This window comes from Pseudomonas sp. 32A (assembly GCF_052682255.1).
On sequence record NZ_JBQYLY010000001.1, the window covers coordinates 4,854,090 to 4,879,312 of the forward strand.

General features: G+C 61.4%; 23 protein-coding genes, 4 tRNA genes and 1 pseudogene. 16 read left to right on the plus strand and 12 right to left on the minus strand.

From position 1 onward, the window contains the following. Positions 1–24: 24 nt before the first annotated feature. The 4 genes from ACUN0G_RS22460 (at position 25) to ACUN0G_RS22475 (ending at position 3,744) form a co-directional block, all read left to right on the plus strand. A complete protein-coding gene (locus ACUN0G_RS22460; RefSeq protein ID WP_177010081.1) occupies positions 25–834 on the plus strand; it encodes an alpha/beta fold hydrolase in 810 nt (269 codons plus the stop codon). After that, entirely contained in the window at positions 831–1,685 is an 855-nt protein-coding gene (locus tag ACUN0G_RS22465) for an alpha/beta hydrolase (RefSeq protein ID WP_445574294.1), read from the plus strand. Before ACUN0G_RS22460 ends, ACUN0G_RS22465 begins: the two co-directional genes overlap by 4 nt. Before the next feature lie 102 nt (positions 1,686–1,787). Continuing rightward, the gene (locus tag ACUN0G_RS22470) at positions 1,788–2,606 is read left to right on the plus strand and encodes a DUF4892 domain-containing protein (RefSeq protein ID WP_421526188.1); all 819 of its coding nucleotides are present in this window, start codon (positions 1,788–1,790) and stop codon (positions 2,604–2,606) included. Between the two features lie 73 nt (positions 2,607–2,679). Continuing rightward, a complete protein-coding gene (locus ACUN0G_RS22475) occupies positions 2,680–3,744 on the plus strand; it encodes an AI-2E family transporter (protein WP_076015250.1) in 1,065 nt (354 codons plus the stop codon). Positions 3,745–3,772: 28 nt separating this feature from the next. Here ACUN0G_RS22475 and ACUN0G_RS22480 read toward each other — a convergent pair whose 3' ends face one another. Continuing rightward, entirely contained in the window at positions 3,773–4,810 is a 1,038-nt protein-coding gene (locus tag ACUN0G_RS22480) for a sensor histidine kinase (protein WP_445574295.1), read from the minus strand. After that, entirely contained in the window at positions 4,810–5,574 is a 765-nt protein-coding gene (locus ACUN0G_RS22485; RefSeq protein WP_076015347.1) for a response regulator, read from the minus strand. Before ACUN0G_RS22485 ends, ACUN0G_RS22480 begins: the two co-directional genes overlap by 1 nt. Before the next feature lie 290 nt (positions 5,575–5,864). Here ACUN0G_RS22485 and pyrF point away from each other — a divergent pair, with 290 nt between their 5' ends. Next, complete coding sequence (pyrF, locus tag ACUN0G_RS22490) at positions 5,865–6,563, plus strand: orotidine-5'-phosphate decarboxylase (RefSeq protein WP_445574296.1); 699 nt, start codon at positions 5,865–5,867, stop codon at positions 6,561–6,563. Positions 6,564–6,717: 154 nt separating this feature from the next. On the opposite strand, the gene ACUN0G_RS22495 is transcribed toward pyrF, so the two are convergent. Next, positions 6,718–7,725: an NADP-dependent oxidoreductase gene (locus tag ACUN0G_RS22495; protein WP_177116063.1), complete on the minus strand. Its 1,008-nt coding sequence runs from the start codon at positions 7,723–7,725 to the stop codon at positions 6,718–6,720. A 228-nt stretch (positions 7,726–7,953) separates the two neighbouring features. Between ACUN0G_RS22495 and ACUN0G_RS22500 the strand changes: the two genes are divergently transcribed. From ACUN0G_RS22500 to ACUN0G_RS22515, 4 genes and pseudogenes are all read left to right on the plus strand, one after another. Then, entirely contained in the window at positions 7,954–8,715 is a 762-nt protein-coding gene (locus ACUN0G_RS22500; protein WP_008431261.1) for an SDR family oxidoreductase, read from the plus strand. Between the two features lie 203 nt (positions 8,716–8,918). Continuing rightward, positions 8,919–10,343, plus strand: coding sequence for an aminotransferase-like domain-containing protein (locus ACUN0G_RS22505; RefSeq protein WP_421553585.1), 1,425 nt, complete (start codon positions 8,919–8,921; stop codon positions 10,341–10,343). Positions 10,344–11,340: 997 nt separating this feature from the next. Next, a pseudogene (locus ACUN0G_RS22510) lies at positions 11,341–11,565 on the plus strand (HAMP domain-containing protein); the annotation flags it as partial. Between the two features lie 18 nt (positions 11,566–11,583). Further along, positions 11,584–12,426 (plus strand): methyl-accepting chemotaxis protein, encoded by an 843-nt coding sequence (locus ACUN0G_RS22515; protein WP_421526601.1) that lies wholly within the window; start codon positions 11,584–11,586, stop codon positions 12,424–12,426. Between the two features lie 36 nt (positions 12,427–12,462). Here the strand turns inward: ACUN0G_RS22515 and ACUN0G_RS22520 are convergent, their stop codons facing one another. Both ACUN0G_RS22520 and ACUN0G_RS22525 read right to left on the minus strand, forming a co-directional pair. Beyond that, complete coding sequence (locus ACUN0G_RS22520; protein WP_421553586.1) at positions 12,463–13,275, minus strand: alpha/beta fold hydrolase; 813 nt, start codon at positions 13,273–13,275, stop codon at positions 12,463–12,465. 121 nt (positions 13,276–13,396) lie between these two features. Further along, positions 13,397–14,155: a hypothetical protein gene (locus ACUN0G_RS22525; RefSeq protein ID WP_258347084.1), complete on the minus strand. Its 759-nt coding sequence runs from the start codon at positions 14,153–14,155 to the stop codon at positions 13,397–13,399. Positions 14,156–14,525: 370 nt separating this feature from the next. On the opposite strand from ACUN0G_RS22525, the gene ACUN0G_RS22530 reads away from it, so the two are divergent. From ACUN0G_RS22530 to ACUN0G_RS22545, 4 genes are all read left to right on the plus strand, one after another. Then, positions 14,526–14,601 (plus strand) — tRNA-Glu (locus ACUN0G_RS22530). A gap of 3 nt (positions 14,602–14,604) precedes the next feature. Beyond that, positions 14,605–14,680 (plus strand) — tRNA-Gly (locus tag ACUN0G_RS22535). 104 nt (positions 14,681–14,784) lie between these two features. After that, positions 14,785–14,860: transfer RNA gene (locus tag ACUN0G_RS22540), tRNA-Glu, on the plus strand. A gap of 3 nt (positions 14,861–14,863) precedes the next feature. Then, a tRNA-Gly gene (locus ACUN0G_RS22545) sits at positions 14,864–14,939 on the plus strand. Between the two features lie 99 nt (positions 14,940–15,038). Here the strand turns inward: ACUN0G_RS22545 and ACUN0G_RS22550 are convergent. The 7 genes from ACUN0G_RS22550 to ACUN0G_RS22580 all read right to left on the minus strand — a co-directional run bounded on the left by ACUN0G_RS22550 (position 15,039) and on the right by ACUN0G_RS22580 (position 21,414). After that, a complete protein-coding gene (locus ACUN0G_RS22550; protein ID WP_445574297.1) occupies positions 15,039–15,584 on the minus strand; it encodes a hypothetical protein in 546 nt (181 codons plus the stop codon). After that, positions 15,581–15,907: a hypothetical protein gene (locus ACUN0G_RS22555; RefSeq protein WP_421525864.1), complete on the minus strand. Its 327-nt coding sequence runs from the start codon at positions 15,905–15,907 to the stop codon at positions 15,581–15,583. Before ACUN0G_RS22555 ends, ACUN0G_RS22550 begins: the two co-directional genes overlap by 4 nt. Before the next feature lie 117 nt (positions 15,908–16,024). Then, complete coding sequence (locus tag ACUN0G_RS22560) at positions 16,025–17,242, minus strand: phospholipase D-like domain-containing protein (protein ID WP_421525865.1); 1,218 nt, start codon at positions 17,240–17,242, stop codon at positions 16,025–16,027. A 55-nt stretch (positions 17,243–17,297) separates the two neighbouring features. Next, complete coding sequence (locus tag ACUN0G_RS22565) at positions 17,298–17,945, minus strand: MotA/TolQ/ExbB proton channel family protein (RefSeq protein WP_445574298.1); 648 nt, start codon at positions 17,943–17,945, stop codon at positions 17,298–17,300. A gap of 17 nt (positions 17,946–17,962) precedes the next feature. Then, a complete protein-coding gene (locus tag ACUN0G_RS22570; RefSeq protein WP_445574299.1) occupies positions 17,963–20,245 on the minus strand; it encodes a TonB-dependent receptor in 2,283 nt (760 codons plus the stop codon). Positions 20,246–20,269: 24 nt separating this feature from the next. Next, positions 20,270–21,004: an energy transducer TonB family protein gene (locus tag ACUN0G_RS22575; RefSeq protein WP_445574300.1), complete on the minus strand. Its 735-nt coding sequence runs from the start codon at positions 21,002–21,004 to the stop codon at positions 20,270–20,272. A 2-nt stretch (positions 21,005–21,006) separates the two neighbouring features. Further along, on the minus strand, positions 21,007–21,414 hold the full coding sequence (locus ACUN0G_RS22580; RefSeq protein ID WP_017480231.1) for an ExbD/TolR family protein: 408 nt from the start codon (positions 21,412–21,414) through the stop codon (positions 21,007–21,009). A 189-nt stretch (positions 21,415–21,603) separates the two neighbouring features. Between ACUN0G_RS22580 and ACUN0G_RS22585 the strand changes: the two genes are divergently transcribed. The 3 genes from ACUN0G_RS22585 to ACUN0G_RS22595 all read left to right on the plus strand — a co-directional run bounded on the left by ACUN0G_RS22585 (position 21,604) and on the right by ACUN0G_RS22595 (position 25,216). Further along, complete coding sequence (locus ACUN0G_RS22585; RefSeq protein ID WP_445574301.1) at positions 21,604–22,158, plus strand: GNAT family N-acetyltransferase; 555 nt, start codon at positions 21,604–21,606, stop codon at positions 22,156–22,158. Next, positions 22,158–23,726 carry an alkaline phosphatase D family protein gene (locus tag ACUN0G_RS22590; protein ID WP_445574302.1) on the plus strand — a complete coding sequence of 523 codons (1,569 nt, stop codon included), beginning with the start codon at positions 22,158–22,160 and terminating at the stop codon, positions 23,724–23,726. The genes ACUN0G_RS22585 and ACUN0G_RS22590 overlap by 1 nt, the downstream gene beginning before the upstream one ends. Before the next feature lie 125 nt (positions 23,727–23,851). Further along, entirely contained in the window at positions 23,852–25,216 is a 1,365-nt protein-coding gene (locus ACUN0G_RS22595) for an MATE family efflux transporter (RefSeq protein WP_445574303.1), read from the plus strand. The last annotated feature ends 7 nt before the right edge of the window (positions 25,217–25,223 follow it).

The window sequence follows — 25,223 nt, forward strand, 5'->3', positions numbered from 1 at the left end:
TCTGTTTACGGTGATGGATCAGGTATGTCGCAGCACGTGTTTTTCGCTCACGCCAATGGCTTTCCTTCAGCGACCTACGGCAAATTGTTTGCCGCCCTGGCCCCGGAGTACGCCGTCGCGCATTTGCCGCAGCACGGTCACGACCCGAGGTTTCCGGTGGATGACAACTGGCAGAACCTGGTGGACGAACTGATCCACCACCTTGAGCAACAACCCGAGCCGGTGTGGGGCGTGGGCCATTCGTTGGGTGGCGTGCTGCACTTGCACGCGGCCATGCGTTGCCCGCAGTTGTATCGCGGGGTGGTGATGCTCGATTCCCCGGTGCTGACCCTGGCGGATCGCTGGGTGATCCGTGCGGCCAAGCGCTTCGGCTTTATCGACCGGCTGACCCCGGCGGGTCGTACCCTGGGCCGTCGTGAAGAGTTCGCCGACCTGGCGGCAGCGCGCCAGTACTTCGCCGGCAAGACCCTGTTTCGTGGCTTTGATCCCGACTGTTTTGACGCCTACCTGCAACACGGCCTGGAGCCGGTGGGCGACCGCCTGCGTCTGCGCTTTGATCCGGCCACCGAGATCAGTATCTACCGTGGCGTGCCCCACACCAGCCCCGGCCAGGCCCGGCAACTGAAAGTGCCGCTGGCGGTGGTGCGTGGCCGCCAGAGCCGGGTAGTGATGCGTCACCATGCCAGCGGCGTGGGGCGCATGCCCATGGGCGAAATGCTGACCATGCCCGGCGGCCACATGTTTCCCCTTGAGCGCCCACAGGACACCGCCACCTTGATCAAGAACCTGTTTGCCCGCTGGGAAGCTCGCCAGCGCGAGCGCAGTTGCGCATGACTGCGCCTGTCGAAGAAGTCCGCCTGGCGCTGCCGCACATCGAGTTGGCGGCGCATCTGTTCGGCCCCGAGGACGGCCTGCCGGTGATCGCCCTGCATGGTTGGCTGGACAATGCCAACAGCTTCGCGCGCCTGGCGCCGAAACTCCATGGCCTGCGCATCGTCGCGCTGGACATGGCCGGCCATGGTCATTCGGCCCATCGCCCCGTCGGTGCCGGTTACTCCCTGTGGGATTACATCCACGATGTGCTGCAAGTCGCCGAACAACTGGGATGGAAACGTTTTGCATTACTTGGCCACTCCCTCGGCGCCATCGTTTCCCTGGTGTTGGCCGGCGCCTTGCCGGAGCGCGTCACGCACCTGGGATTGATTGATGGCGTGATCCCGCCGACCGACACCGCAGACAACGCCGCCGAGCGCCTTGGCATGGCGTTGCAAGCGCAATTGAACCTGCAGGACAAGCGCAAGCCGGTGTACAGCACCCTCGATCGGGCGGTGGAAGCGCGGATGAAAGGCGTGGTGGCGGTCAGTCGCGAAGCCGCCGAACTGCTGGCCCAGCGCGGCCTTATGCCCGTTCCGGGCGGGTATACCTGGCGAAGCGACAGCCGGCTGACCCTGGCTTCCCCCATGCGTCTGACAGAAGAACAGGCGATGGCTTTCGTCCGTCGAGTCGGCTGTCCGACACAGCTGGTGGTCGCTGAAGACGGCATGCTGGCGAAACATTCCGAATTGCTTTCCGGGCTTCCATTCCAGGTGACCACCCTGCCCGGTGGCCATCATTTGCACCTGAACGACGAGGCAGGGGCTACCCTTGTTGCAGACTGTTTCAATCGGTTCTTCTCCATGCCTTGACTTGGCGGGGTCAACTGCCGAGGCTGGGCGGATCGAAAGGGAGTCAACCATGAACGATCTCAACACCGCAGCGCACCCCAATGGCCAGGGCGCGCTCATCCGATGAGTATGCCGAAGGGATTTATCCGTATTCTGGGGCTGTGCTGTTTCAGCCCGCTGGTGTTTGCCGCCGACGTGCCGGGTAGCCAGGACTTGCCCGCGGTGGCCCGTCAGGTCGACGCGCAGATCGTCGACTACCGCCCTGCCGAAGATAAAGAACGCATCTACCCGCTGGGTTCTATCCGCAAGATCAGCGGCCAGTTGCGCTATGAAGGCCAGGCCACCGCCCGTGGGCTAAACACGGCCATCACCTACGAACTGCCTGCTGAACACACCTCCAGTGCCGCCTTTACCGCCACCCGCGAAGCCTTGCAGGCCCAGGGCGCGCAGTTGCTGTTCTGGTGCCAGGCCCGCGACTGCGGCGAAAGCAGCCTGTGGGCCAATGAAGTCTTTGGCAACGCCAAGCTGGTGGGCGCAGACGGCCAACAGGAATACCTGTTGCTGCGCCTGGCAGCACCTCAGGACAACTCCCTGGTCGCGCTGTACGGCATCACCCGGGGTAATCGCCGGGCGTATCTGCATGTAGAGCAACTGGACGCCAGCGCACCGCTGGGCGACTTGCTGCCGACTTCCGCCACCCTGCTGCGGGAGCTGAAAAACACTGGTGAACTGGACCTCCCCAAGCTGGGCGCCGAACCTGACGCCACCTGGCTCACGCTTATTTCCCGTGGATTGAACCTGGATGCCACCCTGCGGGTCAGTTTGACCGGCCCCACCGCCGAAGCATGGCGCCAGGGCTTGATTGATCAGGGCGTACGTGCGGCCCGGCTGGAAACCGGCACCGCCGAGGCGAAGGGTTTGCACCTGCATCTGATACGCTGACCGTTCCAGGGCGAACGGACCCGCGCCGTTCGCCTAAGCTCTTCCTCTTACAGACTTCTTTTCGAGAAACCACATGCTCAATAACGATCGCCTGCTGGTGCAGATCCTGCTGCTGGTGTTGTTTGGTGCCAGCTTCTGGGTGATGGCGCCGTTCTGGTCGGCGCTGTTCTGGGGCGCGGTGCTGGCGTTTGCCAGTTGGCCGGTGATGCGCCTGCTCACCCGCTGGCTGGGTGGGCGCGAATCCCTGGCGGCCGGAATCCTCACCCTGGTCTGGATGCTCCTAGTGGCGTTGCCGCTGGTTTGGCTGGGGTTCAACCTGGCTGACCATGTGCGCGACGCCGTTGGCCTGATCAAGGATATTCAGGTGGATGGTTTGCCCGAGGCACCGACCTGGCTCGGCTCCATTCCTTTTGTCGGCGAGCGGTTGGTGGCGATGTGGGACAGCATCGACCAGCAAGGCGCGGCGTTGATGGTCACCCTCAAGCCTTACCTGGGGCAGGTGGGCAACTGGTTACTGGCCCGAAGCGCGCAGATTGGCGGCGGGATTCTGGAGCTGACCCTGAGCCTGGTGTTCGTGTTCTTTTTCTACCGGGACGGGCCGCGCCTGGCGATGTTTGTCCATCGTCTGCTGGAGCGGTTGATCGGCGACCGTGCGGGTTACTACATCGAACTGGTCGCGGGCACGGTGCAGCGGGTGGTCAACGGTGTGATCGGCACCGCTGCCGCCCAAGCCCTGCTGGCGCTGATCGGCTTCTGGATTGCCGGGGTGCCGGGGGCATTGGTGCTGGGCATCGTCACGTTCCTGCTGAGCCTGATTCCCATGGGCCCGCCGCTGATCTGGATCCCGGCCACCGCCTGGCTCGCCTGGAAAGGCGACTACACCTACGCGGTATTCCTGGGCGTGTGGGGTACGTTCATCATCAGCGGCGTGGACAACGTGCTCAAGCCGTACCTGATCAGCCGTGGCGGCAACTTGCCGCTGGTGATCGTGCTGCTGGGGGTATTTGGCGGGTTGATTGCGTTCGGTTTCATCGGCCTGTTCATCGGCCCGACGTTGCTGGCTGTGGCCTATAGCTTGCTGACGGACTGGAGCGCCAGCCAGGCTCAGGTACGGCGGGACGATAAAGCCGGGCAGTAAAGGTTCATGCAGGGCGTAGGAACCATTCCTACGCCCTCGGCAGCCACATCACGGCCGTCAGTCCACCGCCCGGCGTTTCCTCCAGGCTCAGCCGCCCTCCGAGGCGTTCAACCGCTTCCTTGGCAATGGTCATCCCCAAGCCCACGCCGCCGGAGTTCCGGTTGCGCGAGCCTTCCAGCCGATAAAACGGCTCAAATACCGCCTCGCGTTTATCCGCCGCAATCCCCGGCCCATGGTCGATCACCTTGATCACCAGCGCCTGGGGGCTGTCCGCCAATTCGATGCGCGCGGTGCCGGCATAGCGCAGGGCGTTGTCGATCAGGTTGTTCAGGCACGAGCGCAGGGCCATCGGTTGCACCTGCAGCGGCGCGCATTCACCTCTGCATTGCACGTCGGAGCCGCGGTCCTGGGCGTTTTCACTCAGGGATTCCACCAGCGCCTGCACGTCCAGCCAATGCCGGGTTTCGCTGGTGCGCTGCTCGTGCAGGTAGCTCAGGGTGGCGTCGAGCATGCCGATCATGTCGTCCAGGTCCTGGCGCATCTGGCCCTGCAGCTTGGTGTCTTCGATCTGTTCCAGGCGCAGCTTGAGCCGTGACAGCGGCGTGCGCAGGTCGTGGGACACGGCGCCGAGCATCCGCGCGCGCTGGGTGACCTGTTCGCGGATGCGCTTTTGCATCAGGTTAAAGGTCGACGCCGCCTGCCGTGCTTCCCGTGGGCCGGACTCGTTCAGCGGCGGGCTGTCGAGGTCCAGGCTCAGGCGTTCGGCTGCGGCGCTCAGGCGCTGGATCGGTCGGCTGAGCAGCTTGGCGCCGTACCAGGCGGCGATGATCAGCGAGATAAACTGGAAGGTCAGCGGCACCACAGGCCCGCCGAACCAGGGACGGCGATGCTCCTTGGGCATTGGCGTCAGGGTGCCATCCGGTTCTTCGATAAAGGTTTCGTGTGGCGGTGGCGGCGGTGGGCCATAGTGGTGAAACCAAAAAAATGCCAGCACGTGGGCCAGCACAATCGCCACCAGCAACACACCGAACAGCCGCCCGAACAGGGTGTTGAAGGCGTTGCGCATCAGCCGATATCCCGCGCGTCGAACAGGTAGCCTTCACCGCGTACGGTCTTGATCAACTGCGGGGCCTTGGGGTCATCCCCGAGTTTTTGGCGCAGGCGTGAGACCAGCAGGTCAATGCTGCGATCAAAGGCTTCGATGGAACGGCCACGGGCCGCGTCCAGCAATTGCTCGCGGCTCAACACTCGGCGCGGCCGCTCGATAAATACCCACAGCAAGCGGAATTCGGCGTTGGACAGCGGCACCACCAGGCCATCGTCGGCCACCAATTGGCGCAGTACGCTGTTGAGGCGCCAGTTGTCGAAGCGGATATTCGCCCGTTGCTCAGTGCGGTCATCCCGCACGCGACGCAGGATGGTCTGGATACGGGCCACCAGTTCGCGGGGCTCGAAGGGCTTGGACATGTAATCGTCGGCCCCCAGTTCCAGGCCGATGATGCGGTCGGTAGGTTCGCAACGGGCAGTGAGCATCAGGATCGGGATGTCCGATTCAGCCCGCAGCCAGCGGCACAGCGACAGGCCATCTTCGCCCGGCAGCATCAGGTCGAGCACCACCACGTCGAAGGTTTCGGCTTGCATGGCCTGGCGCATGGCCGCGCCATCGGTCACGCCGCTGGCGAGGATATTGAAGCGCGCCAGGTAATCGATCAGCAGTTCACGGATCGGCACGTCGTCGTCGACGATCAGCGCGCGGGTGTTCCAGCGCTTGTCTTCACCCACAAGCGAGCCTTTTTGATCGTCATTCAGCGCAGGAGTCAGGGTTTGCATGGTGCGATCATCTACCTGGTGGGCCGCCGGGCCGAAGATCGGCGGCGAGGTTGTTGCGTTCAGCATAGGCGCCCAGCCCCGGGGCTGGAAGTTCTGTACGGTGGTTCACGTGTGCGAGGCTAATCTTCGGGGGTATTGCAGGCATGTCGGGAATGTATCGGTTTCGACACAATTGCCCGGGAGCCCGCAATCTGGCGGCTAAATCGCGAATTACCGATCATCGGATCCCGCAAACGCGCTGCTTGCGCTACAATCCGCGCCGATTTCGACTTGCCTGAGAGCCCATTCCAATGTCCGTCTGCCAGACTCCTATCATCGTCGCCCTGGATTACCCCACCCGTGACGCCGCACTGAAGGTGGCTGACCAGTTGGACCCCAAGCTTTGCAGGGTCAAGGTCGGCAAGGAATTGTTCACCAGTTGTGCGGCAGAAATTGTCGGCACCTTGCGTGACAAAGGCTTCGAGGTGTTCCTCGACCTGAAATTCCACGATATCCCCAATACCACCGCGATGGCGGTCAAGGCCGCCGCCGAGATGGGCGTGTGGATGGTCAACGTGCACTGCTCCGGCGGTTTGCGCATGATGGCCGCGTGCCGTGAAGTGCTCGATCAGCGCACCGGCCCCAAGCCATTGTTGATTGGCGTAACCGTGCTGACCAGCATGGAGCGTGAAGACCTGGCCGGCATCGGCCTGGACATCGAGCCGCAGGAACAAGTGCTGCGCCTCGCCGCCCTGGCGCAAAAGGCCGGCCTGGACGGCCTGGTGTGCTCGGCGCTGGAAGCCCAGGCGTTGAAGACCGCCCACCCGTCGCTGCAACTGGTAACCCCGGGGATTCGCCCGGCGGGCAGCGCCCAGGACGATCAGCGTCGCATCCTGACCCCGCGCCAGGCCCTGGACGCCGGTTCCGATTACCTGGTGATCGGTCGCCCGATCAGCCAGGCGGCCGACCCGGCCAAGGCGCTGGCAGCGGTGGTTGCCGAGATCGCCTGATCTACCCGATCTGAAGCGGGCACGGTAAAAAATGTGGGAGCGGGCTTGCTCGCGAATGCGGTAGATCAGTCACCTTATGCATTGACTGCCACACCGCCTTCGCGAGCAAGTCGAACCGTCGCACCGCCGCTCCCACATTGGGTTATGCGGTGTGTCAGCTGACTTTCAGTACCAACTTCCCAAAGTTCTCGCCGTTGAATAGTTTCATCAGCGTTTCCGGGAACGTCTCCAGCCCTTCGACGATATCTTCCTTGCTCTTGAGCTTGCCCTGAGCCATCCAGCCGGCCATTTCCTGCCCGGCAGCGGCAAAGTTCGCCGCGTGGTCCATCACCACAAACCCTTCCATACGCGCACGATTGACCAGCAATGACAGGTAGTTGGCCGGCCCTTTGACGGCTTCCTTATTGTTGTACTGGCTGATGGCGCCGCAGATCACCACGCGGGCTTTCAATGCCAGGCGGCTGAGCACAGCATCGAGAATGTCCCCGCCGACGTTATCGAAATACACGTCCACACCCTTCGGGCACTCGCGCTTGAGGCCGGCGTGTACGTCTTCGTTCTTGTAGTCGATGGCTGCATCAAAACCCAACTCATCCACCAGGAATTTGCATTTGTCGGCCCCGCCGGCGATACCCACCACGCGGCAGCCTTTGATCTTGGCGATCTGCCCGGCAATGCTGCCCACTGCGCCGGCCGCGCCGGAAATCACCACGGTCTCGCCGGCCTTGGGCGCGCCAGTGTCCAGCAGGGCGAAGTAAGCGGTCATGCCGGTCATCCCCAGCGCCGACAGATAACGCGGTAACGGTGCGAGTTTCGGATCGACCTTGTAGAAACCCCGTGGCTCGCCGAGGAAGTAATCCTGCACGCCCAAGGCACCGTTGACGTAGTCCCCCACGGCAAATTTCGGATTGTTCGAGGCGATGACCTTGCCTACGCCCAAGGCGCGCATGACTTCGCCGATACCTACCGGCGGAATGTAGGATTTGCCCTCGTTCATCCAGCCACGCATGGCCGGGTCCAGGGACAGGTATTCGTTGTGCACCAGCACCTGCCCGTCCTGGGGCGTGCCCACCGGCACTTCCTGGTAGGTGAAGGTGTCCCGCGTGGCAGCGCCGACCGGGCGTTTGGCGAGCAGGAATTGGCGGTTGGTCTGGGCAGTCATGGCACGGACTCTTGAGAAGTGGACCTTGAGTGATAGACCCTTCGGCCCGCACCGGCAAGGTGCGCGGCACCTGCGAATGCCCGTCGATCCACTGCAATGATAATGACGCGGGTGCCCTTATCACTGCCGCTCATGGTCAGCCAACCGGGCGTTTGATAGTGCTGACGTGTCCATGGCCGCTCTGGCTAGACTGGGGGTCATCGAGCATCCCCATCGAAGGACATCACAATGAGCATGACATTTTCCGGCCAGGTTGCCCTGGTGACCGGCGCGGCCGCGGGCATTGGCCGCGCCACTGCGCTGGCGTTTGCTGCTGAAGGCTTGAAGGTTGTAGTCGCTGACCTGGACGCGGCGGGCGGCGAGGGCACCGTGGCGCTGATTCATCAGGCCGGTGGCGAAGCGGTGTTTGTACGCTGCAATGTCACCCTCGAAGCGGATGTACAGCAGTTGATGCAGCAGACCGTGGCCACCTATGGCCGGCTGGACTATGCGTTCAACAACGCCGGGATCGAGATCGAAAAGGGCAAGTTGGCCGATGGCAGCCTGGATGAGTTCGACGCCATCATGGGGGTCAACGTCAAGGGCGTGTGGCTGTGCATGAAGTATCAACTGCCGTTGCTGCTGGCCCAGGGCGGTGGTGCCATCGTCAACACGGCCTCGGTGGCCGGGCTTGGGGCGGCGCCGAAGATGAGCATCTATGCCGCGTCCAAACACGCGGTGATCGGCCTGACCAAGTCGGCGGCGATCGAGTACGCGAAAAAGAAAATCCGCGTCAACGCGGTGTGCCCGGCGGTGATCGACACCGATATGTTCCGCCGTGCCTATGAGGCCGACCCGCGCAAAGCTGAATTTGCTGCCGCCATGCACCCGGTCGGGCGTATCGGCAAAGTCGAGGAAATCGCCAGCGCGGTGCTTTATCTGTGCAGCGACGGCGCTGCCTTTACCACGGGCCAGGCATTGGCGGTGGACGGTGGTGCGACCGCGATTTAGGAACGGATGCTGATGCCATTCAGAAAAGCGTTGGCGGCGCTGTGAGGCTTTTCTGCAGGTGGCCAGATGCCTTGGTCGAATGTGTATCAGCAGGTAAATAATCCAATTAAATCAATGATTTAATAAATCTTCACCACGGCTGTCATTGGGCTTCTGTGCTTAACTGGTTTGGGTTAAATGACAACAGTTTAAGTGAGTGGCTCATGGATTTAGGGATCGATCGACAAGCCCTTGTACCGGTAGTGCAGCAAATCGTCAGCGCGTTGGCCGCCTGGATTCGCGAAAGCGGAGCCAGCCCCGGGACGCGGTTGCCTTCGGTTCGGCAACTGGCCCACGAGAACCTGCTCAGCCAGTCCAGCGTGATCGAGGCGTTTGAGCGGATGGTTGCCCAAGGCGTGCTGGCCTCAAGGCAAGGCGCGGGTTTCTGTGTGGCCCAGCCACCCGCCGAGCGTGGCCTTCGCTGTGAAAACCAATGGTATGAGGGCGCCGAGTCCGGGTGGGGCGCCTTCGTCGATAATCAACTGGGTGAACTGAAACTGGGGTGCGGTTGGCTGCCGGACACCTGGCGCGAAAGCGACGACATCAGCTACGCGATTCGTGAAGTCACCCGCACCGATACCGCCGCCGTCTTCAACTACAGCACGCCGCTGGGCCTGCCGGCGCTGCGGGAACAGTTGCTCAAGCGCCTGGCCCACATTAACGTGGCGGCCCGGGTCGACCATATCCTTACCACCCAGGGCGCCAGCCATGCCCAGGACCTGCTGATCCGCACACTGCTCAAGGCCGGCGATACCGTGGTGGTGGAAAGCCCGGGCTACGGCAATCTCTACCGCCAGTTGGCCTTTCACGGTATCAAGCTGCTGGAAGTGCCGCGCACACGCGGTGGCCCGGACCTGCCTGCACTGGAGGCGCTGTTGCACGGGCATCGGCCCAAGTGCCTGTTCATCAACAGCCTGTATCACAACCCCACCGGTACCAGCCTGTCCCAGGCGGTGGCTGAGCGCTTGTTGCAACTGGCTCATTCCCGGGACTTCTTCATAGTGGAGGAAGACGTTTATGGCGACCTGCAACATGCCACCTGCACCCGGCTGTCGGCGTTGCCCCACGAGGACCGGGTGATCTATATCTCGAGTTTTTCCAAGACCCTCAGCAGCGCTTTGCGCGTGGGCTATCTCACGGCCAGCGGGGCGATCATCGCGCAGTTGTCCAAGGTCAAGACCATGACCGGTATCGGCACCTCGCGGTTCGCCGAAGCGGTGGTGGCCACGTTGCTGGCCAATGGTACCTACCGCAAGTGGGTGCAGCGTCTGCGCCGGCGCTTGAGCACAGAAATGGCCGTCACGCTGCAGGTGCTGGAAGACGAGGAGTGGGAGGTGTTTGCGGTGCCTGCGGGAGGCATGTTTGTGTGGGCGCGCCCTGGCGTGGGTGACTGTTCGACGTTGCACGCGCAGGCTCGCCGGCTTGGGGTGTTGCTCTCGCCGGGGGCACTTTTCAGCCCGACGGGCGAACACAGTGACTGGCTGCGCATCAACGTGGCCTATGCTTCTGATCAACGCGCCCTCGCGCTGTTCAAAGCCATGGGACCGGCAGGATCGACCTCTACCATTCTGAAAACGACGAGGATGTAGCTTTTTGCCATTATTGTGGCGCCAAACGCTTGTGTTCAGTGCCCCGGGGTTGCGAATCTCGCTGCATCGAAACCGGGCCTGATGGCATTCGCCATTGCAAGAGGACTCAAGTGCAATGATTTCTGCCGTGCAACGACGTTTTGCCAACCTCGGTATGGCAAAGAAACTGGGCTTGGGCTTCGCCTTGGTGTTGCTGTTGACGGCGCTGGTGGCGGCGATTGGCGTGTGGTCGCTGCAAACCGTCGGTCAGCGCTTCGAGGGCCTTAAAACCATGTCGGCGCTCAACAGCGGCCTGCTCAAGGTGCGCTTGATCGAGCAGGACTACGCGCTGCATGCCGACCCCAAGTCCGTGGACGCCTTGCACGAAAGCGTCGACGCATTGGCCGCCCAGGCCACGGTTCTCAAGGGCCAGTCGCCCGCCAACGTCCCGGTGATGACCGACGTGGAGCAGGCGCTGGCGGCCTATCGCAAGGCGTTCGATGAGTTTGTCGAGCTGACCCAGACCAAGGACCTGGCCCTGGAAATGGCCAGTTGGTCGGTCTCCAGTGTCGCCAACAACCTCGATGTGTTGCAGGCCGGGCTGGCGGACGACGGCGCCTATGGCCTCAAGGAAAGCCAGGGTAAGGAAGGCGCCGAATTTATCGAACAGGCGGGGCAGGTCAGCCAGGTCTCGCGCCTGATGCTGCAAGCCATGAACGAAGCGCACGTGCGTCTGGATCAGAGCCGCAAGGGCGATGACGAGAGCGCCGAGCAAGGCAAGATCGAGCAGGCCGATCAGGCCCTGGCCCAGGTCGAACAGCTGAAAACCACGGTCAAGGATCCCGGTTATCAAACCGTGCTTAACGAAGTGTCGGGGCATATCGCGGCTTTCAGCGAAAAACTCGGTGAGTACACCGGCCTGCTGGCCCAGGAAAAGGTCGTCTATAAGCAACTGCACGAGCGCGCTGCCGAGGTGGTTACCCGGGTCAATCAGGCCTATGACGCAGAAGACCTGTCGATGCAGGCACAGTTGAAGAAGAGCGCGTTGCTGATCATCGGCTCTTCAGCCCTGGCCTTGCTGGTGGGGCTGATTGCCGCGTGGATCATCACCCGGTTGATCGTAGCCCCGCTGCGCAGCGTGATTGCAGTGGCCCAGCAGATTGCCGCCGGTGATCTCAGTGGCCGCATGGACGTCAGCCGTCGGGACGAAATGGGCCAGTTGATGCTGGCGATGCAGCAGATGAGCAGTGGCCTGAGCAATATGGTCAGCGGCTTGCAGGCAGGTATCGAGCAACTCGCCAGCTCGGCCCATTCGCTGTCCAGCGTGACTGAGCAGACCAATGTCGAGGTCAGCAGCCAGAAGGAGGAGACCGAGCAGGTCGCCACGGCGATGAACCAGATGACGGCCACCGTGCACGACGTGGCGCGTAACGCCGAACAGGCGGCCCAGGCTGCGCAGACCGCGGATGACAAGGTCGACAGCGGCCAGCAGGTGGTGCGCCAGAGCTTGCAGCGCATCGAATTGCTGGCCAGTTCTGCGACCTCTGCCAGTACCAGCATCGAAAGCCTGAGTGCGGAAATCCAGCATATCGGCACCGTACTTGAGGTCATCAAAAGCGTGGCCGAGCAAACCAACTTGCTCGCCCTGAATGCGGCCATCGAAGCGGCCCGGGCGGGCGAGCAGGGCCGTGGTTTTGCGGTGGTGGCCGATGAGGTTCGGGCACTGGCCAAGCGTACCCAGCAATCGACCGAGGAGATCGAGCGACTGGTGAGCACCTTGCGCAGCGCGGCACAGTCTTCGGTGCAGCAGATCAAGCAGAGTGGGGAGCTGGTGAAGCTGGCGGTCAGTGACGCCCTTGAAACTGAAAGTGCCCTGGGCAGCATTGCGGCGGCGGTGTCGCTGATCCAGCAAATGAATCAGCAGATTGCCGCGGCGGCCGAAGAGCAGAGTTCGGTGGCCGAGGAAATCAACCGCAGCGTCACCAGCATCCGTGCCAGTGCCGATCAGTCGGCGTTGAGCATGCAGGGCAATGCTGCGTCGAGCATCGAGCTGGCGCAGTTGGGTACGGAACTTAAGGGGATGGTCGGGCACTTCCGTCTTTGATCACCGCACGCCTGCGGCGATCAAAGGGCAGGGTCGTCAGGCGTTGTTGACCAGGAAGGTCAGCAGCGCTTCGTTGACGTAGTCGGGGTTTTCCCGGCTGGAGATATGCCCGGCGTCCGGAATCAACGTCAGAGTGCAGCCGATCAAGGTCGCCATTTCTTCTGATTCGGCCGGTGGGCGCGGCTTGTCTTGCTCCCCGCACATCACCAGGGTGGTGTCGGCGTCGAGGCGCGAAAGTTGCTCCAACACATCGGTGCGGCTGAAGATAATCCGGCCCAGGGGCACGATGCTTTGCAGCAGGCGTTCTTTCGGAAAGGCCTTCAGTGCGTTGCGAAAGTCCTGGTATAAGGCCGATTCCCGGTCGATGCCGGGGCGGAAGAAGATCGGCGCCACCACATCCAGCAGCGGCTCCGGAATGGCGCCGGCATCTTCGATCATCTTGAACAGCGAAAAATAGTACTGGCGAGTGGCTTCCGGCTCGGCACCCAGGTGCGTGTCCATCAGTACCAGGCTGTTGACCCGCTCGGGTGCCAGCAGCGCCAGGCGTGCGCCCCACATGCCGCCGACCGACAAACCCACGAGGTTGACCTGGGCGATGTCCAGATGATCCAGCAGGGCCAGGTGCTGGCGTGCGAGGTCGTCCAGGGACGCGGTGCTTGCAGGCAGTGGGCCGGACTCGCCGTGGCCCCATAACTCAGGGACGATCACTCGGTATTGTTGGGAAAGGGCTTCGATCTGCGGTGCCCACATCTGGCTGTCCCACAGGTAGCTGGAACCGAGGAGAACGGCCGGGCCGGTGCCCTGGTCGAGGTAGTGCAGCGGTTGTCCATCGATGATCACGACAGGCATGGCGGGGCCCTTTTCGTTAACGGAGAGAGGGGCCTTTTTTACGCTATTCGGGGGGAAGGGGATAGGTGCAGAGTGATGGCATGTGGCGAGCGGGTTTGCCGCCCACCACAATGGCAGGGGATCAGTCGTAGATGGCTTTCTTCTTCCAGTCCGCGTCCGCATCCACCTCTTTCAAGCCTTCGGTCAATTCGTTGACCTCGTCTTCAGCCGGCTCGAGGTTGGTCAGCACCATGGAGTTGGCGCGCGCCAGTTGTTTCTCCAGCAATTGCAGTTGCTGGCTGTACACCACCGGCTCCGGCTGTTTGCGCAGGTACTGCACGCCGCGTTCGAACGCCAGGCGTGCCTGGCCCGGCTGGCTCTGTTGCAGCGCGTGCTGGCCCAGGTTGTTGAAGAACTCGATGTGCAGCAACACCAGAATGTGGCGGATTTCCTTGATCCAGTGCTTGGCTTCATTGGTCGGCAGGAAACCGTCCTGGGCTGCACGGGTCACCTGACCATGCAGGGCTTCCAGCAGGAACCGTACGTCCTTGGCCTTGGCTTCGGTCTGGATCGGGCCGGGCGGGTTGTTCACCGGAATCGATTCGCCCTGGGCCACCAGCGCGTTGAGTTCGGCGATGCGTGCCTTGAGCGCCGCATTCGACTTGTCCAGGTTCAACAGGCGCTGGTTGACGTTGAGCTCCAGGCGGGTCAGCAGCAACTTGAGTCGCGGCGTCATCAATTGGCCTGGAAAGGTCTCGGTGATTTCACCGCAGCGACGCAGCCGGTCATTGAGTTCGATCCGGGTCCGGTTCTTTTCCAGCTTATTGTTTTCCACCACGTGGTTCATGTAGCCAATGGCGATCAGTATTACGATCCCGGCTATTACCAGCAGGGTGATCATGAGTGGTGTCACCGGTGTGACCTCTTTATGGGGTTTGCGTTGAAGTGTAGTGACTGGTGCAGTGGCCGGATAGGACTGAGCGACCAGTTGCGTCAGTAGTTTCTTCTATATAGCTGGGCAGTACCTGTGTAGATGCACATTGCCATCATTTGCTGTGACCAACTATAGCGTCTTGTGGAACGCCAGAATATAGGCGCCAAAGCCTAGACGGCGAGAAACCCTTGCAACCCCTGTAAACCACGGCGAAGTCATTGATTTAAATAAATTTATCCTTGGGGGTTGACGACCTCCCAATCCATCCATAGAATGCGCGCCACTTACAGCGTAAAGCACACAGCGAAACGCGGTAGGGAGTGAATGTTGTACGTGTGTCCCCTTCGTCTAGTGGCCTAGGACACCGCCCTTTCACGGCGGTAACAGGGGTTCGAGTCCCCTAGGGGACGCCATATGCGGGAATAGCTCAGTTGGTAGAGCACGACCTTGCCAAGGTCGGGGTCGCGAGTTCGAGTCTCGTTTCCCGCTCCAAATTTAAGCAGTGTTGCTTTCGGGCGACACTGAGTGAAACCAGGGCATAATCTTCGGATTTAATCTCTGGGCACTGAAATACACACCATGTGTTTCAGTAGCGTGTCCCCTTCGTCTAGTGGCCTAGGACACCGCCCTTTCACGGCGGTAACAGGGGTTCGAGTCCCCTAGGGGACGCCATTTGCGGGAATAGCTCAGTTGGTAGAGCACGACCTTGCCAAGGTCGGGGTCGCGAGTTCGAGTCTCGTTTCCCGCTCCATATTTAACGAAAACGCCGATCAGCAATGATCGGCGTTTTTGTTTGTGGCTTTTTTATGGGCTGGGGCGCAACGCCTTAACCTATGTTGCGCCTGGGCCGCTAGAAGTTATCCATCGCGTGGCACATGGACAGCTTTCCCGACGGCGTCGGTTCAATCGTGTTCCACCGTTCCGCGCCCTTCGGCAACTCGGCCAACTCGAACGCGCAACTGCGGGACAGGGACGCGCGCACCATGTAATCCATGCCGGGCTTGGGGATAAAGGTCATGGTGTTGAAACATTGCCGGCCAGCTTGCGGCAACCCCAAGTAGTGAAAGGCGATGGGCGTGTTCGCCGGAATCACCAGTTCGGACGACACCGCACCGTCCCAGGTGTAAGTCGGCCCCGGCATACCGAGGCTTGCGCCATTGCGGTCGGAGAAGCCGGATTTGGCTGACACCATTACGCCGGCGCCGGGGACGTTCCAGTCCAGGCAATCACGTCCTGGCACCGCACGCACCATGCCGTCGCTGATCACGCGCACGCGCGCCGTCTCGGTGGATGGCGGCGCTGTGTAGGCGGTGTTGAGGGAGCGGATGTTATACACCTGGCCGCAGCCGCTGAGGAGCACGAGGAACAGGGCGGGAATTACACGTAAAGTGCTCATGGCTGGCGGCAGTTCTGGCTGACCGACAGATGCGGCGCGGGCTCATGGCTAACCATCTGCAAGCCGTCGGCGCCCTGGAAAATGAAATATGTGCTGCGACAATCCCTGAACGCCTGCGAGTAACCCTCAGCCCGGAAACCCTCCCCGTCGATCTTCTTGGTCACCGTATTATCGCGGCTGACCACGGCGAGTACCTGCTCATAGCTGTCGCCCATCTTCACGCCCGGCACACCGGTGGAGGTCATGGAGTTGGCACAACCTGTCAGCCCGATGGCCGACAAAAGCAGCGGGGCTCCGTACAGTCCAATGCGTATGTTGTTCATCCCTGCTCTCCATCCATGAGTTATGCAGGGTTGGTCAGCGCAGGGGCGAAAAAGTGCAACATTCATATCTGGCAATGTGAAATTGCCCGCAAAGTCATGCTCCTTGCGGGCAACGATTCACGGCTTGCCCGGATGCGGCTCCGGGTACTCGCTCGTCACTTCCAGTGCCTTTGCATAGGGCCCGTCCCACAGCTGCTCGTGTAAATCTCCCACACGCTTGGCCATCGCTTCACTGCGCATCACCACTTCCAGGTTGCGCGAGTTATCGAAGTAACCACCCAGCCAGTTACTGGTCCCCACCCAGGCCACTTGCCCGTCGATTTCCATGGTCTTGCTGTGGATCACCCGCGCGTAAGGAATAAATCCCTGCTTGGCCTCGGGCAGCGTCACGATCTTGACCTCGACATTCGGCAGCACGGCAAGGCTTTTCAGGTACGGCAATTCCAGGGCTTCGGTGTTCCAGTTGGACACCATCAACTTGATCGAGACCCCGCGCGCTGCCGCTGCACGCACCGCGTTGTCGATCATCGCGTAGTAAGGCCGGGTTCTGTCAGGTCCATAGGACAGCGGCGCGTAGTCCAGCAGTTGTACGCGCACTTCCTTTTTCGCCTCGCCCAGCAGGCGTGGCAGCTCCAGCTGTGAATCACCCACGCCCGGCGGGTTGTAGCGTTGGGGGCTGGCCACCAGGTAGTTGCCGGTGCGTGCCGGTGTGGCGCCTGTGGCGGGCAGGGCAACAGGCTTGTTGTCGGCCAACGCAGCCTGGGCCTGCCAGTCCTGTTCAAAAATGGCCTGGGTCTGGGCGACGACGGTTGCATCACTGATCAACAGCCCGGTTTCGTGGATATGTTCCAGCGAACGCCAGTCGAAGTTCTGGCTGCCGATAAACGCCTGCTTGCCGTCCACCACCAGGTATTTCGCGTGGATGATCCCGCCACTCAGTTGCCCGTACGAAAGCACGCGGAAGGTCAGGTTGGGAATCGCGCGCAAGCGCTCCAGGGTCGACGCTTCCGACAACCGAATACCTTTTTCTTCTAACAGAAAGCGAATTTTCACGCCGCGCTTGCCGGCGGCTTCCAGGTGTTCGATGACCGTGTCCATCACCGAGCCGGGATGGTCGGCCGCGTAGAACTGGCCGATATCAATGCTGTTTTTTGCACCGTCAAACAACTCGATCCACACCGGGCCCGGCTGACGCAAATCGGCCGTGCCCAACGTGGTATCCACCGGTACGGTGTGCACCAGTTCAAACCCCGGAATTGAAAAGTCCGCCTGGGCAAGCGGACTGAGGAGCAAGCCGGTCAGGCCTGCGATACGCAACTTCATCGAGAGGGACATAGGCGTCTCATCGGGCAAAAAGAAAGGCGGGCGCATCACGCGCCCGCCTTGAAGGTCATGCGGTGCGGGTGTGCAGCGGGGTCGGCACCAGGTGCGGCACTTCACCCTGTACGCGGGCGCCGGTTGCCGCGCGGATCAGCAGGATTTTCAGCTGGTCGTTGATGCGCTCCAGGCTGTCCTGGAAGAAGTTGTGGAACACCACGCAGAACAGCGCGATGGCGATACCCAAACCCGTGGCGAACAAGGCCGTACCGATACCACCGGAAATCTGGCCCGGGTCGGACACGCCGGCAGTGGCCAGCGCCTTGAAGGTGTCGATGATGCCGAGAATGGTGCCCAGCAGGCCGAGCAGCGGCGCGGCGGTGGTGATGGTTTCGATGATCCACAGGCTGCGGGACAGCGGCGCGCGGGTCTTGAGGTACTGGGTTTCGATCTCGTCGTCCAGGTCCTTGCGCGAACCATGGGTAGCCTTCTGCGCCAGGATCGGCAGCACCATGCTCAGCGGCAGGCTGTCACGGCGGGTCAGGTTTTCCGGCAGGTCGCGTTCGCTGTGCACATGGGCGCCCAGCACTTCAGTCAACGCACGGGCCTGACGGCGCACGTAGGCGAAGTAGATGCCACGTTCAATGGTGATGAAGATCGCAATCGCCAGGGCGGCGTACATCACATAAAAGGTGATTTGGTGAAGCAGGTTCATGTCCATGATGCTGAGCCTCGCAGTTAGAAATTGGCTTCCAGGGAAACGGTGACGGTGCGGTCAAGCCCAACGATGTAAGCCGGGTCGCCATCGCGGAAACCGCTGTAGCTCGCCGAGTTGGTCTTGGTGGTGTACACGCCGTCCAGGTACTTCTTGTCGAACAGGTTGTCGACGTTCAGGCGCAGGGTTGCGTCCTTGACGACTTTCTTGTCCACCGGCAGGTAGATACCGGCACCGAGGTTGAAAACGGTGCGGGCGGAGATGGCTTCGTCGTTGGTCAGGTCGCCGTAGAGCTTGCTGGTGAACTTGCCGCCGAAGGTGCCGTAGAAGCGCCCGTCGTCATAGCCGACGTTGGCTGCCAGCATGTTGGTCGGCACGTTGGCGAATTGCTTGCCGCTGGTGGGCAGCACGATCGGCTTGCCGGCGCTGTAGACGGTCAGGTCATCCTGCTGCTTGGAGCTGGTGTAGGTGTAGGAGGTGTAGTAGTTGAAGTTGTGCGGCAGCTTGCCGCTCCACTCCAGTTCCAGGCCTTTGTTGATGACGGTGCCGGCGTTGATGTCGGCGGAATCGCCGTTGCTGTCCTGGGACGTAAGCTGGCGATTCTTGAACTGCATGTAGAACAGGGTGGCGGCGAGGGTGCTGTCTTCGCCGGTGTAGCGCCAGCCCAGTTCCTGGTTCCAGCTGAGCTCCGGCTTGGAGTCGAGGGAGCCGACGCCTTTGTCGTACAGCACGTAGTTCTGTGGAATCCGCATGTTGCGCGACAGGCTGTAGAACAGTTGGTCACGCTCGTCGATCTGGTACTTCAGGCCGGCGTTGGGCAGCAGTTTGTTGTAGGTCTGGCTGGCCTTGCCCGGTTGCTCGGTGAGGCTGCCGTGGTTGGTGCCGTCACGCTCGACGTTCATGTAGGCGATGCCGGCGATCAGTGTCCAGTCCGAGTTGATGTACCAGGTGTCCTGGGTCCAGACCTTCTGCGCCGGGGTCACGGTGTAGCGGTCGCGACCCTGCACGGTGTTGCCGTTGGCGTCGACCACGGAGTTGCCGTCGGGCCACGTGTCGCTCGGCTTGCCGTTGTTCTTGAGGGCAATGAACGGTTGGGTCTGGCTTTGGCGAGCGCGTTCGTACCAATAGCCGAATTGCAGGCTGTGGTCGCCCAGGTCCCAGTTCAGCTTGGTGGTGATGCCCGGGCGCCAGGTCTGGGTGCGCGAAGGGCGGTAGTAGACGCCGGTGGTCGCGGAACCGTCGGCGTTGTATTGAGCCTGTGTCGGCAGGTTGCCGAGGTCGAAAACGCCGCCCTTGTTCGAGCCACTGTTCAGCGCATAGGCCGAGGAGCCCACGCCGCTGCCGTTGCCGTAGTAGTAATACGGGATCACCGAGAGGGACAGGTTGTCGCTCAGTTTGTACTGGGTGTTGAGCACGGCGGTGAAGGTCTGGAACGGGTTCTGCGCCAGGTCGTAGTAGCTGCTGACCTTGCCGTTGGCGCCCACCGCCGGTGTCGCCGGGTACGGGTCGTACTTGCGGCCGAACTGCTGGAACTGCGACTTGGTCAGCTGGCTGTAACTGTTGTTGTCCTGCTCGTGGTACTTGAGGATCAGGTTGGCGGTGTTGCCGTTGCCGGCGTCGAAGAAGCTGTTCCACTCGACCTTGTCTGCGCGCACGGCACCCGAGCCGCGCCACATCTGGCCTTCGGTGTGGGAGGCCGACAGCCAGTTGCTCAGGCCGTTGACTTCACCGGTATTGAGGCGGGCGAAGGTCTTGCGGGTGGCGTTGCTGCCGACCACTTGCTTGACGAAGGCACCGGTTTCCTTGGTGGGGCGAGTGGTCACGATACCGATGTTGCCGCCGCTGGAACCGATGTGCGGGCCGTCGGCTTCCGACGAGCCCTGGGTGACGAAAATCTGGTCGATGTTTTCCGGGTCGCCCAGCAGGTTGGAGTACAACGCATAGTTGCCGGAGTCGTTGATCGGCATGCCGTCCACCGACATGCCCACCTGGTCGGAGTTCATGCCGCGCATGGTGAAGCGGAAACCCGAGAGGCCGGTGTTGTCTTCACTGGAGATGTTCAGGCCCGGGGTGTACTTGAGCTTGTCGATGGCGTTGCCGGTGGCCGTCTGTTTGTCCAGCGCTTCCTTGGTGATGGTCGAGCGGCCCTTGGCGCTCTCTTCCTGGACCATGTAACCGCCCCCCGCGGTTGCCTTGCCCTGTACCCCAATGGTCCCGACGTCACTGTCGCTGGTGTCTGCCATGACCACTCCATGGGTCATGCTCGTCGCGGCAACGAGTGCCAGATGAATCCGGGTGAACTTCATCACTGTCGTCCTGGTGGTGTGTGCTTATTGCACGCTGTAGTTGAAGGTGGCGGTGAAGCGCTGCTCGTTACGTCCACCGAAGGCTTGTTCGGGGAACGGTTTCACCTGCTTGATACGGCGCAGGCTGTTGGTGGCGGCCCGGTTGAGCAGCATGCTCGGCGCCGGGGTCTGGATCCCGGAGTCGAGAACGCGGCCTTGGCGGTCCACCATTAACCAGACCACCACCTCGCCACTGGGGCGTTCGAGGGACGCCTGGCGTCCGGTGGGGTATTGCTTGTAGGTGTCCAGCTCGTTGCGCAAACCCTTGAGGTAGCCGCCTTCCAGCGCCTGACCGTCGACTTTCGGCGGCGCCGGTGGCGCGGCGGGTGCTGGCGTGGGGGTGGGAGCGGCTTGCACCGGCTTGGCGGCAACCGGAGCTGGCGCAGGCACAGGCGTTGGCTTGGCGGCCACGGGCTTGGGCACCGGTTTTGGCTTGGGCTCAGGCTTTGGCAGTGGTTTGGGTATCGGCTTGGGCGGCGGAGGCGGTGGGGCAGGTTCGGCCTCCTCGTCTTCGATCACCGGCGGCGGTGGCTCTTGCTCCACCACGGGCTCGGGGACCACTTCCGGCTCTTGCTCCACCAGGGCAAGTTCAACCGCCGACTCGTCGTACTGCGGCTGGATCTTCAGGGGTTGGGACTGGATACCCAGTGCAATCAGCACCAGGGCGATCAGGGCCGGGACACTGCCCAGCAGCCGACGCGCACGAAACAAGGCATACATGATCAGGACTTTTTCGTGGCGATGGAGACAGAGGTAAAGCCACCCACGCGCAGGGTGTCCATCACCTCGACCAGGCGCGACACTTCTACGCCTTTGTCGCTGTTGACGATGATCGTCGACTTGGTGTCAGGCTTCTCGGCCGCCTTGAGTGCCGGCACCAACGCCTCGACGCTCATGTCCTTGCCATCGAGCTGCAGCTGGCCTTCCAGGCCCAGGGTCAGGATGAATTTATTCTGCGGCTTGAGCTGTTGTGAACTGCTGGCGCTCGGCAACTGAGTCTTCATGCCCAGGGCCGGAATCACGTTCAAACTCACCAGTACAAAAAACACCAACAGGAACATCATCACGTCGATCATCGGGATCAGTTCGATGTGTGCCTTGCGCTTTTTGGGTTCATCCCAAGTTCTCATTCCGCTACCCCACCGTTGATTAGGGGCGACACGCTAGCAACCAAAAATGACCGAATGGTTAACTTTAATTTAAGCTTTTAAGGCTCTAGGACACGTCTTACAGACGACTCGTGGGTCTATTTATCTACGTAATGAAACTGACACGACGCGGGTACATTCTTGGAGAATTTATTTCGCGAGACCCTCTGCATGAGCATTGCACTGCCCCATTTATCCACCCCGCGCCTGATGTTGAAGCCTCTGCAAAAGGAGCAGGCCGAGACGTTGTCGGTGCTGGCCAACGATCCCGATATTGCGAACAACACGGCTGCGATTCCATCGCCTTACACCTTGGAAACCGCACACGTCTTTATTGATGGCCAGGCAGAGAATTACCGATCGGGGCATTCACTGGGGCTGGGCATTCATCTGCGGGAAACCGGCGAATTGATCGGCGTGATCAGCCTCAGGTTGTATGCGGCTCATCGAAGTGGGCACCTCGGGTATTGGGTGGCCGCCCATTGTCGACGCCAGGGTTATGCCGCCGAAGCAGCGGCGCACATCATGGCGTTTGGGTTTAGGGAATTGGCGCTGCAGCGTGTGGGCAGCCAGTGCTTTGCCCGTAATAAAGGGTCCGCTCGGGTCATGGAAAAAATCGGCTTGGGTTACGAAGGGTGCATGAAGGGCGCCTTCCTCAAGAACGGGGTGTACGAGGACATGTTGTTGTACGGCCTGGTGCGTGCCGACTGGACGGAGCGCGGTTGATGAGTGTGGATCACGACCGCCGTCGCGTACTGGGCGGGCTGGCGATTGCCACCGCGTTTTCGATTCTCAGTCCTTTTGCCCGCAGTGCAGGCATCGACTATCCCTTCACCCTCGGCGTGGCTTCAGGCGATCCGTTGCCCGATGGTTTCGTGATCTGGACGCGCCTCGCGCCGTTGTTCAATGCCGCAGACGGTCGCGGCGGATTGAACCGAGCAGTGCCGGTGCGCTGGAAGGTGGCCAGTGATGCGGCGATGACGCGGGTTGTGCGCCAGGGCGAGGCGATGGCCAGCGAGCGTTTCGCCCATTCGGTGCATGTGGAAGTCGCCGGGCTGGAAGCGGGTCGACCGTACTGGTACCAGTTTGAAGGCCTCGGCGCGCAAAGCCCGGTGGGGCAGGCGCGTACGGCCCCGGCGGTGCATGCCATGGCGTCGGCGCAGTTGGGGTTTGTCTCCTGCTCCCATTGGGAGCGAGGCTACTTCAGCGCCTATCGTCACTTGGCGGCCGAGCAGCCCGACCTGGTGTTTTTCCTCGGTGATTACATCTATGACAGTTCCTACGCGGCCGACTCCGGCAAGATCATCCGCCCCCACGGCAGCGGCAATGCGGTGAACCTGGTGGATTACCGCAACCGTTACGCCCTGTACAAGACCGATCCGGATTTGCAGGCACTGCATGCCGCGGCGCCGAGTGTGGTCACTTGGGACGATCACGAAGTGCAAAACGACTATGCCAATCAGTGGTCCCAAGACCCGAAGATCCCGGTGGCGAGTTTTCTCAAGCAGCGGGCGGCGGCCTACCAGGCGTTCTACGAGCACATGCCGCTGCGGACGAGCAGCCTGCCGCGAGGGCCGGACATGCGCATTTATCGACGTTTGGACTACGGCCGACTGGCGCGTTTCCATGTACTGGACGGTCGTCAGTACCGCTCCGAACAGCCGTGCATTCTGGCCAATGGCAGCCACAAGGGCCATGTGGCCGCGAATACCTGTGCCGACCTGCGCGATCCCCGTCGCACCATGCTCGGGTGGGAACAGGAAGCGTGGCTGGATCAGGGCTTTGCCGAGTCCCGGGCGCAATGGAACGTGATCGCCCAGGACCTGTTGGTCGCGCCGCTCACACAACGAGACCTGACCAACCACAAACCTGGCCGCTGGACCGATGGTTGGGATGGTTACATGGCCAACCGTGAACGGATGCTTGCTTCGATGGTGCGCAGAAAGGTGAATAACCCGGTGTTCTGGGGTGGCGATATTCACTCGTTCTGGGCGACGGACCTGCACGCTGACGCAGGGAACCTGGATTCGCCGGTGGTCGCTACCGAATTTGTCGGCACGTCGGTGACGTCTGACGGGCCGCCATTTGATGCGTTCAGTGCGATCCTGCCGCTCAATCCCCATGTGAAGTTTTTCGACAGCCGCCAGCGCGGCTATGTGTCGGTGGCGCTTGAGGAGAAGAGCATGCTGACGCACTTCCGGGTGATTTCCGATCCCAAGGATCCGAATGCCAGCGTCTCGACCCTCAAGTCGTTCGTGGTGGAGCCGGGCAGGGTTGGGGCGATGGCCGTTTAACACGGTGTTCCGCATAGTTCTGTAAGTTTATTCGTCGGCGGAAAGAGGAAGCGTCTGACTTGTCAGGTTCTAGTCGTACATCGGTAAATGCACGCCCGTTATGGTCACCGTCAGGGCGCTTTTTTATGTTGTCGAATTTTGCTTCACATAAGCAAAGGTACTTTCAGGAAGTGCACATCACGGGCAGGTTGGTGTTGCCGTTGTTAGTGGGGCACGTTTCATTCGGGCTGATAGCCTTGGTCGACACTATCATCGCAGGCCATCATGGCACTGTGACGCTGGCAGCGGTGACCCTCGGCACCGCCTTGATGTGGCTACCGATGCTGATAGCCATTGGTACGCTGATCGCGCTGACCGCTGGCGTGGCGAAACTTTCCGGTGCCGGCCGCGACGATGAAATAGGCCCGGTGTTTCGCCAGGCACTTTGGTTGGCACTGGGGCTGGGTATGATGATGTTTGCCTTTCTTAGCCAGGTGCCACATTTGCTCGGCCCGGCGGGCATCGCAGATGACATCATTCCCCACGCGCAAGCATTCTTGTCGGCGGTTCGCTGGGGGATCCCTGCGTTGGTGCTGTTTTTTTGCATGCGCTACTTGAGCGAAGGCTTGCAATGGATGCGCCCGACAATGGTTTTCGGGTTTGGCGGTCTGTGTGTGCTGGCGCCGCTGGGCTATGGGTTGACCCACGGCCGCTGGGGGCTCCCCGAGTTGGGTGCCCAAGGGCTTGGTATCGCGTCGGCAACGATGATGTGGTTGCAAGCTGTTTTGTTTATGGCCTATCTATGGTGGACGCCGCGTTTTGCGCACCTGGGCCTCTTCCAGTGTTTTGAATGGCCCGATTTTCGACAGATAAGGGGCCTTCTCAAAGTCGGATTGCCCATCGGTATTGCAATCCTGATGCAGGGTGGAATGTTTATTGCCACGTCCTTGTTGATCGGTCAGTTGGGTGCAATCCCGCTTGCCGCGCACCAGATTGCCGTCAACGTGGCACAGGTGTGTTTCATGGTTCCCGTCGCGGTTGCCGAAGCCACTACCGTCCGTGTGGGTCATGCGCTGGGGCGCGGTGATCCGGCAGGTGTGCGCCGGGCGAGTTGGGCGGGCTATGGCATTGTTTGCATGACCCAACTGCTCTCGGCGTGTGTGCTGTGGTCCGGTCATGGGTGGATCGCGGGGCTGTACACCCAGGACATCGCCGTAATGACCCTGGCCTCGACATTGATACTGTACGCCGCCGCTCTGCAGCTTCCCGACGGCCTGCAAATGTTATCCAGCGGTGCGCTACGGGGCTTGCAAGACACCCGTGTACCAATGATGTTGGCAATTTTCTCGTATTGGGGAGTCGGTATGCCTTTGGGAGGCTGGCTCGGATTGGGCCTCGGGTGGGGACCTCAAGGTATGTGGGTTGGCCTGATCTGCGCCTTGGGTATTGCGACCATGTTGATGGGGTGGCGCTTTTTTTACAGTAGCCACACTGTGCGCTTCACCCACTGAAAATATC

Coding starts and splice junctions, on each gene's coding strand:
- ACUN0G_RS22555 (WP_421525864.1), bottom strand. CDS start 15,907: ATGAACAACATACGCATTGGACTGTACGGAGCCCCGCTGCTTTTGTCG.
- ACUN0G_RS22560 (WP_421525865.1), bottom strand. CDS start 17,242: ATGTCCCTCTCGATGAAGTTGCGTATCGCAGGCCTGACCGGCTTGCTC.
- ACUN0G_RS22485 (WP_076015347.1), bottom strand. CDS start 5,574: ATGCAAACCCTGACTCCTGCGCTGAATGACGATCAAAAAGGCTCGCTT.
- ACUN0G_RS22475 (WP_076015250.1), top strand. CDS start 2,680: ATGCTCAATAACGATCGCCTGCTGGTGCAGATCCTGCTGCTGGTGTTG.
- ACUN0G_RS22580 (WP_017480231.1), bottom strand. CDS start 21,414: ATGAGAACTTGGGATGAACCCAAAAAGCGCAAGGCACACATCGAACTG.
- ACUN0G_RS22480 (WP_445574295.1), bottom strand. CDS start 4,810: ATGCGCAACGCCTTCAACACCCTGTTCGGGCGGCTGTTCGGTGTGTTG.
- ACUN0G_RS22570 (WP_445574299.1), bottom strand. CDS start 20,245: ATGAAGTTCACCCGGATTCATCTGGCACTCGTTGCCGCGACGAGCATG.
- ACUN0G_RS22520 (WP_421553586.1), bottom strand. CDS start 13,275: ATGCCTGTCGTGATCATCGATGGACAACCGCTGCACTACCTCGACCAG.
- ACUN0G_RS22500 (WP_008431261.1), top strand. CDS start 7,954: ATGAGCATGACATTTTCCGGCCAGGTTGCCCTGGTGACCGGCGCGGCC.
- ACUN0G_RS22550 (WP_445574297.1), bottom strand. CDS start 15,584: ATGAGCACTTTACGTGTAATTCCCGCCCTGTTCCTCGTGCTCCTCAGC.
- ACUN0G_RS22565 (WP_445574298.1), bottom strand. CDS start 17,945: ATGGACATGAACCTGCTTCACCAAATCACCTTTTATGTGATGTACGCC.
- ACUN0G_RS22590 (WP_445574302.1), top strand. CDS start 22,158: ATGAGTGTGGATCACGACCGCCGTCGCGTACTGGGCGGGCTGGCGATT.
- ACUN0G_RS22595 (WP_445574303.1), top strand. CDS start 23,852: ATGTTGTCGAATTTTGCTTCACATAAGCAAAGGTACTTTCAGGAAGTG.
- ACUN0G_RS22505 (WP_421553585.1), top strand. CDS start 8,919: ATGGATTTAGGGATCGATCGACAAGCCCTTGTACCGGTAGTGCAGCAA.
- ACUN0G_RS22495 (WP_177116063.1), bottom strand. CDS start 7,725: ATGACTGCCCAGACCAACCGCCAATTCCTGCTCGCCAAACGCCCGGTC.
- ACUN0G_RS22575 (WP_445574300.1), bottom strand. CDS start 21,004: ATGTATGCCTTGTTTCGTGCGCGTCGGCTGCTGGGCAGTGTCCCGGCC.
- pyrF (WP_445574296.1), top strand. CDS start 5,865: ATGTCCGTCTGCCAGACTCCTATCATCGTCGCCCTGGATTACCCCACC.
- ACUN0G_RS22460 (WP_177010081.1), top strand. CDS start 25: ATGTCGCAGCACGTGTTTTTCGCTCACGCCAATGGCTTTCCTTCAGCG.
- ACUN0G_RS22515 (WP_421526601.1), top strand. CDS start 11,584: ATGGTCAGCGGCTTGCAGGCAGGTATCGAGCAACTCGCCAGCTCGGCC.
- ACUN0G_RS22585 (WP_445574301.1), top strand. CDS start 21,604: ATGAGCATTGCACTGCCCCATTTATCCACCCCGCGCCTGATGTTGAAG.
- ACUN0G_RS22465 (WP_445574294.1), top strand. CDS start 831: ATGACTGCGCCTGTCGAAGAAGTCCGCCTGGCGCTGCCGCACATCGAG.
- ACUN0G_RS22525 (WP_258347084.1), bottom strand. CDS start 14,155: ATGATCACCCTGCTGGTAATAGCCGGGATCGTAATACTGATCGCCATT.
- ACUN0G_RS22470 (WP_421526188.1), top strand. CDS start 1,788: ATGAGTATGCCGAAGGGATTTATCCGTATTCTGGGGCTGTGCTGTTTC.